An 11,858-nucleotide genomic window follows, 5' to 3' on the forward strand; every position below is an offset into this window, starting at 1 on the left:
ACGCTGGTGGGCGTGCTGGTAGAAAACGACGCCCCCCTCGCCCCGCTGACCACGCTCCGGCTCGGCGGCCCGGCCCGCCGCCTGGTGACCGCCCACACCGACGACGAGGTGATCGCCGCCGTCCGCGCGGCCGACGAGGCCGGCGAGCCGCTGCTGGTCCTCGGCGGCGGCTCCAACCTGGTGATCGGCGACGCCGGCTTCCCCGGCACCGTGCTGCGGATCGCGACCACCGGCTTCGCCCTGGACGGCACCGTGCTGGAGCTGGCGGCCGGCGAGGTCTGGTCGGAGGCGGTCGCCCGCGCGGTGTGCGAGCACGGCCTGGCGGGCGTCGAGTTCCTGGCGGGCATCCCCGGCTCGGCCGGTGCCACCCCGGTGCAGAACGTCGGCGCGTACGGCCAGGAGGTCGCCCAGTCGATCACCGAGGTGGTCGCCTACGACCGCACGGCCGGCGAGGTGGTCACGCTCCCCAACGCCGAGTGCGCGTTCTCCTACCGGCACAGCCGCTTCAAGGCCGAGCCGGACCGCTACGTGGTGCTGCGGGTGCGGTTCGCCCTGGCCGACCACGCGGGGCTCTCCACTCCGGTCAAGTACGCCGAGGTGGCCAGGCACTTCGGCGTCGAGCAGGGCGAGCGGGTGCCGCTGGAGCGGGCGCACGACGCGGTGCTGGGGCTGCGCTCCGGCAAGGGCATGGTGCTGGACCCGGCGGACCACGACACCTGGTCGGCCGGCTCCTTCTTCACCAACCCGGTGCTCACCGCCGCCCAGTACGAGTCCTTCCGGACCCGCCCGGGCACCGAGAACGCCCCCGCCTACCCGGCGCCGGAGGGCTGCACCAAGACCTCGGCCGCCTGGCTGATCGACCGGGCCGGCTTCGGCAAGGGCTACGGCAGCGGCCCGGCGACGCTCTCCACCAAGCACACCCTGGCGCTCACCAACCGCGGCGCGGCCACCGCCGAGGACCTGCTGGCGCTGGCCCGGGAGATCCGGGACGGCGTCCGCGAGGCCTTCGGGGTCGAGCTGGTGAACGAGCCGGTGATGATCGGCGTCAAGCTCTAGGCCCGGTCCACAGGGCACGCCTCAGGTGCCGCTGACCAGCCAGGTGTCGATGTCCGCCAGCAGCTCCTTGCGGACGGCCTCCGGCGCGCGCGAGCCGCGGACGGACTGCCGCGCCAGCTCGGCGAGTTCGGCGTCGCCGAAGCCGAGGACGTCGCGGGCCAGGTCGTACTGGGCGGCCAGCCGGCTGCCGAACAGCAGCGGGTCGTCCGCGCCCAGGGCCAGCGGCACGCCGGCGTCGAACAGCCGCCGCAGCGGGACGTCCTCGGGTCGCTCGTAGACGCCGAGCGAGACGTTCGAGGACGGGCAGACCTCGCAGGTGATCTGGCGGTCCGCCAGCCGTTCCATCAGCCGGGGGTCCTCGGCGGCGCGGACGCCGTGGCCGATCCGGCCGGCGCCCAGGTCGTCCAGGCAGTCCCGGACGGATTCGGGCCCGGCCAGCTCGCCGCCGTGCGGGGCGGCCAGCAGCCCGCCCTTGCGGGCGATCTCGAAGGCCCGGTCGAAGTCCCGGGCGAGGCCGCGCCGCTCGTCGTTGGAGAGGCCGAAGCCGACCACGCCCTGGTCGGCGTACCGGACGGCGAGCCGGGCCAGCGTCCGGGCGTCCATCGGGGACTTCATCCGGTTCGCCGCGACCAGCACCCGGATGCCCACCCCGGTGGCCGTGGCGGCGTGCTCCACGGCGTCCAGGATCAGCTCCAGCGCGGGGATCAGCCCGCCCAGCCGGGGCGCGTACGAGGTCGGGTCGACCTGGATCTCCAGCCAGCGGGAGCCGTCCCGCCGCTCGTCCTGGGCGGTCTCCAGGACCAGCCGGCGGATGTCCTCCTCGTCCCGCAGCACCGAGCGGGCGGTGTCGTACAGGCGCTGGAAGCGGAACCAGCCGCGTTCGTCGGTGGCCCGCAGTCGCGGCGGCTCGCCGGAGCTGAGCGCCTCCGGCAGTCGGACGCCGTGCTTGTCGGCCAGCTCCAGCAGGGTGGCGGGCCGCATCGAGCCGGTGAAGTGCAGGTGCAGGTGGGCCTTCGGGAGGTCCCTGACGTCTCGCGGATTCAACAGGCGTTCCATTCGCCGATACTGCCGCATCGGACCCCCAAACGGGAACCGCCCTCCTTCCGTCCCCCGAAGGGGTGAAAGAGGGCGGTACCCGACGTGAAGCGCGGGTGTCAGCGGGCGTCAGCGGGCGCCGACGGGTGTCAGTCGCGGGCCTCGCCGAGCAGCTTCTGCAGCCGGCCGATGCCCTCGGCCAGGTCGGCGTCGCCGAGCGCGTAGGAGAACCGCAGGTAGCCGGGGGTGCCGAAGGCCTCGCCCGGGACGGCCGCGACCTCGGCCTCGTCCAGGATCAGCGAGGCCAGCTCGCCGGAGCTCTCCGGGCGCCGGCCGCGGATCTCCTTGCCCAGCAGGCCCTTGACGGACGGGTACACGTAGAACGCGCCCTCCGGCTCGGGGCAGTACACGCCCTCGATCTCGTTGAGCATCCGCACGATGGTCTTGCGGCGGCGGTCGAAGGCGGTGCGCATCTCGTGCACCGCGGCCAGGTCGCCGCTGACGGCGGCGATCGCGGCGCGCTGGGCGACGTTGGAGACGTTCGAGGTGGCGTGCGACTGCAGGTTGGTCGCGGCCTTGATGACGTCCTTGGGGCCGATCACCCAGCCCACCCGCCAGCCGGTCATCGCGTAGGTCTTGGCGACGCCGTTGACCACGACGCACTTGTCGGCCAGCTCGGGCAGCAGGGCCGGCAGCGAGGTGAAGGAGGCGTCGCCGTACACCAGGTGCTCGTAGATCTCGTCGGTGAGCACCCAGAGGCCGTGCTCCAGCGCCCAGCGGCCGATCGCCTCGGCCTCGGCCTCGGTGTACACCGCGCCGGTCGGGTTGGACGGCGAGACGAAGAGCACCACCTTGGTGTTCTCGGTGCGGGCGGCCTCCAGCTGCTCGACCGAGACCTTGTAACCGGTGGTCTCGTCGGTCACGACCTCCACCGGGACGCCGCCGGCGAGCTGGACCGACTCCGGGTAGGTGGTCCAGTACGGGGCCGGGACGATGACCTCGTCGCCCGGGTCCAGGATCGCGGCGAACGCCTCGTAGATCGCCTGCTTGCCGCCGTTGGTGACCAGCACCTGGGAGGCGTCCACCTCGTAGCCGGAGTCGCGCAGCGTCTTGGCGGCGATCGCGGACTTCAGCTCGGGCAGGCCACCCGCCGGGGTGTAGCGGTGGTTCTTCGGGTCGCGGCAGGCCTCGACGGCCGCCTCGACGATGTAGTCCGGGGTGGGGAAGTCGGGCTCGCCGGCTCCGAAGCCGATCACCGGACGGCCGGCCGCCTTGAGGGCCTTGGCCTTGGCGTCCACGGCGAGGGTCGCGGACTCGGCGATCGCGCCGACCCGGGCGGAGACCCGGCGGTCGGCGGGGCGGATGGAACGGTCGGGCTGCGGGGTGGAAGCGCTCATGCCTGCATCGTCGCAGAACCGGGACGGACCGGGCATCGCGGTTTCACCATCCGTACCGGACCGTCCACATGGCGGCGCCCGCCGATCCGCCGGTGATCATGCGGGCATGCCGGACATATGCCGGACAACCGGTGCTCCCGGAAGAAGAGGTTCGACCAAACACCCCTCGACCACGTATGCTCACTGCTCGACGGCCCGCCGAAAAAGAACCGGAGCTTCACCAGCTGTGCAGACAGCCGGGGGAGATGCGGTAGGTTGGTCGCTACGGAGTCGCGAGACCCCGTAGGGCAATAGCTCAATTGGTAGAGCACCGGTCTCCAAAACCGGCGGTTGGGGGTTCAAGTCCCTCTTGCCCTGCTGCTTGATCCGTTTTCAGCCCGTTCGCTCCACAGAGCGAGCGGGCTTGATGCGGAGAGGGCGCCGAATCAGCACCGCTTGTAGCCGGCCGTTCGTGCCCCATCGGGCGCGAGCCGCTCGGCCGGACCCGGATTCAGGTGAGGACGAGTGACGGAGACCACGGGCTCCACCGCAACGCCTGAGAGCGGCAACCCCGAGGGGGCCGACGGCGCTGCCGACACCACGCCCGCCGAGGGCGAGGAGAAGTCGCTCTCGCGCCGCGAGCGCAAGCGCGCCGCCCGCGCCGGTGACAAGAAGTCCGGCAAGCGCGGCAAGATGGGCCCGTTCGCCCGAATCGGCCTGTTCTACCGCCAGATCATCGCCGAACTGCGCAAGGTCGTCTGGCCCACCCGCAGCGAGCTCACCCAGTACACGACCGTCGTCGTCGTGTTCGTGGTGGTCGTGATGGGCTTCGTGGCCGGCCTCGACTACGGCCTCTCCAAGCTGAGCCTCCTGGTCTTCGGCTGACCTGGCCGTCCCACCTCCGTAGCAGTCTCCCGACCCGGGCCGAATCATCGGCCCGGGTCGTGCTGTCTGCGCCGGACGTACGAGGCCGCTACCGTGGACTCGGTACTGTTGAAGTCTCCGAGTCCTCTCCTGGCGCCCGCGCGAGCGGCAGCCCGCCGGAGCCGGCCCCGGAGCGCGCCACCTTCACCATCTCCAGGAAAGAAGCAGCCACCGTGTCTGAGTCCCCCCTGTACGACGCCGACGAGACCGTCCGCGAGGCGGATGTCGCCGCCGAGCTGGACGCGGCCGAGCTGGCTGACGAAGCCGAGTCCGCCGAGCAGATCGTTGACGCCGTGGACGGCGACGAGGACGAGGTCGACGCGCACGACGAGGCCGAGGCCGGCGAGCCCGCCGAGGAGGCGGCGCTGCACGTGGAGGACGACGTGGAGCCCGCCGCCGAGGAGACCGAGGCCGACGCCGACGCCGAGGAGGCCGAGGCTGAGGAGGCCGTCGAGGTCGACCCGGTCGCCAAGTTCCGCGAGGACCTGCGCTTCATGCCGGGCGAGTGGTACGTGATCCACACCTACGCCGGCTACGAGAACCGGGTGAAGCAGAACCTGGAGCAGCGCGCCGTCTCGCTGAACGTCGAGGAGTACATCTTCCAGGCCGAGGTGCCGCAGGAGGAGGTCGTCCAGATCAAGAACGGCGACCGCAAGACCATCCGCCAGAACAAGCTCCCCGGCTACGTCCTGGTGCGCATGGACCTCACCCCCGAGTCCTGGGGCGTCGTGCGCAACACCCCCGGTGTCACCGGCTTCGTCGGCAACGCCTACGACCCGTACCCGCTGACCCTGGACGAGGTCGTCAAGATGCTCGCCCCGGACGTCGAGCGCCAGGCGGCCAAGGATGCCGGCAAGCCCTCGCCGATCAAGCCGAGCGAGATCCAGGTGCTGGACTTCGAGGTCGGCGACTCGGTCACCGTCACCGACGGTCCGTTCGCGACGCTGCAGGCGACCATCAACGAGATCAACCCCGACTCGAAGAAGGTCAAGGGCCTGGTCGAGATCTTCGGCCGGGAGACCCCGGTCGAGCTCTCCTTCGACCAGATCCAGAAGAACTAGTCCCACGGTCTTCGGATCCGGGGCGGGGCCGAGGGCCCTGCCCCGGATCCGTTTTGGTCCAGCGGCGCTAAGGCGTTAGCCTGGTTCGATGTGTGTGTTGGCGGCCGGGTGTCGCCCCGGTTCCGCACACACCAGCACTCACCTCTCGGAAGGACCCGGAGAGACATGCCTCCCAAGAAGAAGAAGGTCACGGGGCTTATCAAGCTCCAGATCAACGCCGGTGCGGCCAACCCGGCGCCGCCGGTCGGCCCCGCGCTGGGCCAGCACGGCGTCAACATCATGGAGTTCTGCAAGGCCTACAACGCTGCGACCGAGTCGCAGCGCGGCATGATCGTGCCGGTGGAGATCACGGTCTACGACGACCGTTCCTTCACCTTCATCACGAAGACGCCGCCGGCCGCGCGCCTCATCCTGAAGGCCGCCGGTGTGGACAAGGGCTCCAGCGAGCCGCACAAGACCAAGGTCGCCAAGCTCACCAGCGCCCAGGTCCGCGACATCGCCACCACCAAGATGCCCGACCTGAACGCCAACGACCTGGACGCGGCGGAGAAGATCATCGCCGGCACCGCCCGGTCGATGGGCATCACCGTCGAGGGCTGACCAGCTCTTTTCGTCCCTGTGGTAGGGCCTGCGCAGGCCCGTGATACCACGACTCCCATCACCATTCAGGAGCAGCAGTGAAGCGCAGCAAGGCTCTGAAGGCCGCGGACGCTCAGGTCGACCGCGACCGCCTCTACGCCCCCCTCGAGGCCATCCGCCTCGCCAAGGCCACCAGCACCACCAAGTTCGACGGCACCGTCGAGGTCGCCATGCGTCTGGGCGTCGACCCGCGCAAGGCCGACCAGATGGTCCGCAGCACCGTGATCCTCCCGCACGGCACCGGTAAGACCGCTCGGGTCCTGGTCTTCGCGACCGGTGACCGTGCCGAGGCCGCGCGTGCTGCGGGCGCCGACATCGTCGGCTCCGACGAGCTGATCGACGAGGTCGCCAAGGGCCGTCTGGACTTCGACGCCGTCGTCGCCACCCCGGACCTCATGGGCAAGGTCGGCCGCCTCGGCCGCGTGCTCGGTCCCCGTGGTCTGATGCCGAACCCGAAGACCGGCACCGTGACCCCGGATGTCGCCAAGGCTGTCAACGACATCAAGGGCGGCAAGATCGAGTTCCGCGTCGACAAGCACTCGAACCTGCACTTCATCATCGGTAAGGCCTCCTTCACCGACGAGCAGCTGGTCGAGAACTACGCCGCCGCGCTGGACGAGGTGCTCCGCGCCAAGCCGTCCGCCGCCAAGGGCCGCTACATCAAGAAGACCGCCATCAGCACCACGATCGGCCCCGGCATCCCCGTGGACCCGAACCGCACCCGCAACCTCTTCGTCGAAGAGGACCCGGCCGCGGTCTGAGCCGATCGGCTCTGAAGCAGTCCGTACAGCGGGCCCGTACCCCCTTCACCGGGGGTGCGGGCCCGCAGTCGTTTCCGGATCGGGACGGGGGTGGATGGGAACGGTTGCCCGAAGCGTCGTACGCTCTGCCGGTCAGATCATGTGCAGAACGTGTGACCGTCGGAGCGTGCCGTGCCGCCCACCCTTCGCCCCGCCGTCGCGGTGGCCACCCTGCTGCTGATCGGTGCCACCACCGGGTGCAGCCTGCTGGCCGCCCCGGGAACCCGCACCCCCGACGGCGACCCCGCGCCCGTACCGCCCCGCCAGGTGGTGCTCGCCGCCGCCCAGGCGCTGGACGACGCCGGCGGCGCCCGGATCGACGTGGTCGAGGAGGGCCCGGCCGGCCGCCGCACCGCGAGCGGCACCCTGACCTGGGGCACCCGGGACGAGGGCGCCCTGACCGTCACCGACGAGCAGGGCACCGGGCAGCTGACCCTGAGGGACGGTGCACTCGACCTCAGCTACCAGGGCGCCCCGCCCAAGCACGCGGACCGGGACGGCGCCGAGTCGCTCGATCCGCGGGCGACCACCGGCCCGGGCGGCTACGCGGGTGGCTGGATGACCGCCCTGGTCACCAACCCGGGCAGCCGCGCGTACGAGATCGCGCAGACCGGGAAGCTCGGCTCGCTCGGCGGCGAACAGCTGGCCGGGACGACCGTGGCGCACTATCAGGGCACCACGCCGGTGGCCGAATACTTCGGCGCGGACCAGGAGTTGACCCCCGCGCGACTCGCCGCGGTGGTCGACTGGTACCGCCGGCGGGGGGTGACGGCGATCGGTTACGACGTCTGGGTCGGGCCCGGTGAGCGGCTGCTGAGACTGCGTGAGACGGCCCGGGGGAGCGACGGCACCACGGTGACCACGACGGATGTCTCGACCCCCGGAGAAGGCGACGCGCCCCCTGCCGAAGCCGGGTGACGGGAGGGGGCTGTCCGGCGCGTGGGACATCTGGCGATCCGTTAGAGTCCGCGTGAGAAGAAGCCGAAAATCGGTTCTTCATCGGATCGTTCGGATCTCACGGGGGACTCCATGCGCGCTGCGCGCCTCGCCTCGACCGTCGTCACCGCGGCCGTGCTGCTCGGTGCCGCCACCGCCTGCGGCAGCAAGGGCGGCGACGCCAAGAGCGGCGACGCGGCGCCGGCCGGAGACCCCAAGGCCGCGCTGGCCGCCTCCGCCCTGGTGATGCAGAAGGCCGGCAACGGCAAGGTCACCATGGTCTCCCCGGACGGCTCGACCCACACCGCGGGCAGCGGCGACGCCGACTGGAAGGACCCGAACCGGACGGCCGTCGACCTGACGGGCGAGGTGGAGACCAAGAAGATCCGGTTCCGGGTGATCGGCACCGACGGCTACCTCGGCGGCGGCGACACCGAGGCCGCCGCCATGGGCGGCAAGCACTGGATCAAGCTGCCCGCCTCGAACGAACTCGGCGACGGCGTCCTGCTGATGAGCCAGCTGCTCAACCCGGTCGCCCAGCTCGGGCTCGCCGCGCAGAGCGGCAAGCCCGCCAAGGTCGGCCAGGAGAGCCTCGACGGCGTCCAGGTCACCCACCTGCGGGTGGTCGAGGAGGCCTCCGCCATGGTGGCCGGCATGCCGGCGCTCACGGCCGACCAGCGCACGGCCGTCCAGAAGTCCCTGGAAGAGGACGGCAGGACCCTCACCATCGACTTCTGGCTCAACGGCCGGCAGGAACTCGTCCAGTACCAGGAGTACGGCGACAAGAACGGCGAGCACGACGCCGTCACCGTCAAGTACGCGGACCTCGGCAAGGCCGCGAAGATCGACGCCCCCGCCGCCACCGACCTCGGCAGCGAGACCGACCTCCTCAAACTGCTCGGCTGATCCGCCGAGCCCGCGCACCGGAGCCGACACGGCTCCCTCCGTACCGAACGGCTGACCCCCGGGGCGCAGAACGGCAAGTCCACCGTCCTCCACTCGGACTACGGCACGCCGGTCACCACTGCGGTGCCGGAGGCGGCCGACACGGTGGAACTGGCCGAGCTGGCGAAGCTGGGCAAGGGGGGCGCCACCGGCTGATCCGGGGCAGGGTGGCAAGGTGGCCGGAACGAAAGCCGCCGACGCGGCGCCCGGGCGAGAGGGGACCAGACGATGGCGGGACGACGGCGGTTGGCGGCGCTGGCCGCGGTCGTCCTGCTGGCGAGCGGGCTGGCCGGATGCGGCGGGGGTGGCGGCACGCCGGCCGTGCCCTCCGGCAGCCCGACCCCGACCAGTTCCTCGTCGACCGAGGCGGCCAAGCCCAGCGACCGCTCGCCGCACGGCGTCCTGGTCTCCGCCCAGCTGGCCATGCAGACCGCCCGCCGGGCCAAGGTCAGCTACCGGCTGGGAGCGGACGCCGGGGCCGGGCCGCTGTTCTGGCAGCCCAAGACGGCGCTCCAGATCAAGCGCTCCACCCCGGCCGACGCCGAGCAGCTGATCGTCGTGGACACCGTCGCCTACCAGGGCGGTGACGCCGCCACCGCGGCTCGCCAGGGCGGCCGGCACTGGGAGCGCTTCTCCGTCCCGCCGGACCCGGACGGCCACCGGGAGGTCCCGTACGCGGGGCTGATCGACCTGCTGAACCCGGTCGAGGCGCTGGCCGCCGCCACCGCCGACGGGGTGGACCCGCGGTTCGTGGGTGAGGAGAAGTTCGACGACTCGACGGTCGAGCACTACCGGATCACCACCACCGCCGAGCGCTACGCCGCCGCCCAGACCCAGCTGACCCAGGCCCGCCGGGACGGCCTGCGGGCCGCGCTGGCCCCCGGCGGCTCGATCTCGCTCACCGTGGACCTCTGGCTCAACGACAAGGACCAGCTGGTCCGGCTCCAGCGCACCGGCAGCGGTGACAGCGGCCGGGCGGACGACTCGATCCTCTACTCCGACTTCGCCGGCGCCCTGCTCTCGGTGCAGGCCCCGGCCGAGGCGGACACCGTGGACACCGGGCCCCGGACGGTCTCCCCACTGGCCCGCTGAGCCCCGTCCGGCGCGGCCGGCCCGGCGGGGATCGGCCGTTCAGGGGCGATTTGCCCCGGACGGCCGAGTCCGGTTACTGTTACCGAAGCCAAAGACCGCTGGTTGTCACCGTTCTCGCGAGGGATTCGGTGGCCGAAGGATCTGCGCTTCGTCGCAGGCAGCCCGCGCAGGTGTGTCTGGAGCTTCGACTTCCGGGTCCGCGTTCGCGCGAACATCCGTTGAGGTCGTTTCGAGCCCCGTGCGCCCTGCGCACCGGGGCTCATCTGCTTTTCCGCAGGCTTTCCTTCCGTCCGGTTGGTTCGAGGCGTGAATGGTCGACTTTCGCGGTCGGCCGGATTTCGACATCACGGAAGGAGGCGTAAGCCTATGGCAAGGCCCGACAAGGCTGCTGCCGTCGCCGAGATCACGGACAAGTTCCGTGGCTCCTCCGCGGCGCTGCTGACCGAGTACCGCGGTCTCTCGGTGAAGCAGGTCAAGACCCTGCGTCGCTCGCTCGGCGAGAACGCCGAGTACGCCGTGGTGAAGAACACGCTGACCAAGATCGCGGCCAACGAGGCCGGGATTTCGGAGCTCGACGACCTGTTCAACGGTCCGACGGCTGTCGCCTTCGTCACCGGTGACCCGGTGGAGTCGGCGAAGGCTCTGCGTGACTTCGCCAAGGAGAACCCCGCTCTCATCATCAAGGGCGGTGTCCTTGACGGTAAGGCGCTGTCCGCCGATGAGATCAAGAAGCTCGCGGACCTCGAGTCCCGCGAGGTGCTGCTCGCCAAGCTGGCGGGTGCCCTGAAGGCCAAGCAGTCCCAGGCTGCCGCGCTCTTCCAGGCCCTGCCGTCGAAGCTCGTCCGCACTGTGGACGCGCTGCGCGACAAGGTCGAGCAGGGCGGTGCCGGTACGCCGGCTCCCGCCGCCGAGGACGCCGCCGCCGAGTAATCGGCAGGCTCACGCCTCGCTGCGGGCCCGTGCCCGCCCCACCCGTACATACGGCATCACCTGCCGATTTAGTGGAAGGACGCCATCATGGCGAAGCTGTCCCAGGACGAGCTGCTCGCGCAGTTCGAGGACCTCACCCTCATCGAGCTCGCTGGCTTCGTGAAGGCCTTCGAGGAGAAGTTCGACGTCACCGCCGCCGCCCCGGTCGCCGTTGCCGCCGCCGGTGGCCCGGCCGCCGTTGAGGCCGTCGAGGAGCAGGACGAGTTCGACGTCATCCTCGATGGTGCCGGCGACAAGAAGATCCAGGTCATCAAGGAGGTGCGCACCCTGACCTCCCTCGGCCTGAAGGAGGCCAAGGACCTCGTTGACACCGCTGGTGCCAAGGTCCTGGAGAAGGTTGCCAAGGACGTTGCCGAGAAGGCCAAGGCCGCCCTCGAGGGCGCCGGCGCCAAGGTCACCGTCAAGTGACTTCTCGCCCCCTCTGAGGGGGCCTGAAGCCGGGCCGATCACCCTTGTGGGTGGTCGGCCCGGCTTTTTCGCGTTTCCGGCCCTGAGCGGCCCTGGGACGGCCCCGGGGCCGGTCCGCGGCCGGGATGCGCCGGTGTGGCCGAGAGCCCACTCGGCAGCGTCGGTGCGGACGGGTATGGTGATCACCGTCATCGACTGTGGCCCCCACCACGGCTTCTGTAACGCCGGGGGGCGTCCGGCCGATGGACGGGTCGAGGTCCGCACCGCCTGCGGGCCCTTGACGAACCCGGCGAGGCGCGCGATTCTCAAGGCGCGAGTCCGCCCGGTTGGTTTGCCCCTGGATGCATAACCAGTGGCTCAGGCGGGAAATGACTCCACGTGAGTTATGGGGCCCGGGCAGTGCCCGGGCCGGTGCAGTACCCGGTGGGCGTTCGCGTCCGCCGGCTACCGGGAGGAGTCTCCGATTCGGTTTCCGAATCAGAGCTGGACAGCAGTGTGCCCTTTGGCTACACTGTCCCTTTGCGCTGCCTGTTAGCTGCTCCGTGACTCGTCGCCCGGAGTCTGCGTTGCCCTGAAGGGGTCTGGCATCGCCTCCG

12 protein-coding genes and 1 tRNA gene are annotated in these 11,858 nt (G+C 71.0%); 11 read left to right on the forward strand and 2 right to left on the reverse strand.

Going from position 1 to position 11,858, the window contains the following annotated elements; all coding sequences use genetic code 11:
• The first annotated feature begins 12 nt into the window (after window positions 1-12).
• Complete coding sequence (locus ACIP37_RS23110; protein ID WP_400809052.1) at window positions 13-1,056, forward strand: UDP-N-acetylmuramate dehydrogenase; 1,044 nt, start codon at window positions 13-15, stop codon at window positions 1,054-1,056.
• A gap of 21 nt (window positions 1,057-1,077) precedes the next feature.
• On the opposite strand, the gene ACIP37_RS23115 is transcribed toward ACIP37_RS23110, so the two are convergent.
• Together ACIP37_RS23115 and ACIP37_RS23120 are read right to left on the reverse strand one after the other, a co-directional pair.
• Window positions 1,078-2,112: an adenosine deaminase gene (locus tag ACIP37_RS23115; RefSeq protein WP_350877043.1), complete on the reverse strand. Its 1,035-nt coding sequence runs from the start codon at window positions 2,110-2,112 to the stop codon at window positions 1,078-1,080.
• A gap of 128 nt (window positions 2,113-2,240) precedes the next feature.
• Window positions 2,241-3,488 carry a pyridoxal phosphate-dependent aminotransferase gene (locus tag ACIP37_RS23120; RefSeq protein WP_363580053.1) on the reverse strand — a complete coding sequence of 416 codons (1,248 nt, stop codon included), beginning with the start codon at window positions 3,486-3,488 and terminating at the stop codon, window positions 2,241-2,243.
• Window positions 3,489-3,772: 284 nt separating this feature from the next.
• Here ACIP37_RS23120 and ACIP37_RS23125 point away from each other — a divergent pair.
• The 10 genes from ACIP37_RS23125 to rplL all read left to right on the forward strand — a co-directional run bounded on the left by ACIP37_RS23125 (window position 3,773) and on the right by rplL (window position 11,262).
• Window positions 3,773-3,845: transfer RNA gene (locus tag ACIP37_RS23125), tRNA-Trp, on the forward strand.
• A gap of 147 nt (window positions 3,846-3,992) precedes the next feature.
• Window positions 3,993-4,352, forward strand: coding sequence for a preprotein translocase subunit SecE (gene secE, locus ACIP37_RS23130; protein ID WP_350877047.1), 360 nt, complete (start codon window positions 3,993-3,995; stop codon window positions 4,350-4,352).
• 212 nt (window positions 4,353-4,564) lie between these two features.
• Window positions 4,565-5,452 carry a transcription termination/antitermination protein NusG gene (nusG, locus tag ACIP37_RS23135; protein WP_363580055.1) on the forward strand — a complete coding sequence of 296 codons (888 nt, stop codon included), beginning with the start codon at window positions 4,565-4,567 and terminating at the stop codon, window positions 5,450-5,452.
• A gap of 165 nt (window positions 5,453-5,617) precedes the next feature.
• A complete protein-coding gene (gene rplK, locus ACIP37_RS23140; RefSeq protein WP_063348931.1) occupies window positions 5,618-6,052 on the forward strand; it encodes a 50S ribosomal protein L11 in 435 nt (144 codons plus the stop codon).
• 77 nt (window positions 6,053-6,129) lie between these two features.
• Window positions 6,130-6,852, forward strand: coding sequence for a 50S ribosomal protein L1 (rplA, locus tag ACIP37_RS23145; RefSeq protein ID WP_363580057.1), 723 nt, complete (start codon window positions 6,130-6,132; stop codon window positions 6,850-6,852).
• 171 nt (window positions 6,853-7,023) lie between these two features.
• Window positions 7,024-7,809, forward strand: a complete 786-nt coding sequence (locus ACIP37_RS23150; protein ID WP_400844419.1) for a hypothetical protein — start codon at window positions 7,024-7,026, stop codon at window positions 7,807-7,809.
• Window positions 7,810-7,920: 111 nt separating this feature from the next.
• Window positions 7,921-8,733 (forward strand): hypothetical protein, encoded by an 813-nt coding sequence (locus ACIP37_RS23155; protein WP_363580061.1) that lies wholly within the window; start codon window positions 7,921-7,923, stop codon window positions 8,731-8,733.
• Window positions 8,734-9,000: 267 nt separating this feature from the next.
• Window positions 9,001-9,864 (forward strand): hypothetical protein, encoded by an 864-nt coding sequence (locus ACIP37_RS23160; protein WP_363580063.1) that lies wholly within the window; start codon window positions 9,001-9,003, stop codon window positions 9,862-9,864.
• Window positions 9,865-10,230: 366 nt separating this feature from the next.
• Window positions 10,231-10,794 (forward strand): 50S ribosomal protein L10, encoded by a 564-nt coding sequence (gene rplJ, locus ACIP37_RS23165; protein ID WP_063348937.1) that lies wholly within the window; start codon window positions 10,231-10,233, stop codon window positions 10,792-10,794.
• Between the two features lie 84 nt (window positions 10,795-10,878).
• On the forward strand, window positions 10,879-11,262 hold the full coding sequence (gene rplL, locus ACIP37_RS23170) for a 50S ribosomal protein L7/L12 (protein WP_208869184.1): 384 nt from the start codon (window positions 10,879-10,881) through the stop codon (window positions 11,260-11,262).
• The last annotated feature ends 596 nt before the right edge of the window (window positions 11,263-11,858 follow it).

Source organism: Kitasatospora sp. NPDC088861, from assembly GCF_044750105.1.
In the GTDB taxonomy this organism is placed as follows: Bacteria; Actinomycetota; Actinomycetes; order Streptomycetales; family Streptomycetaceae; genus Kitasatospora.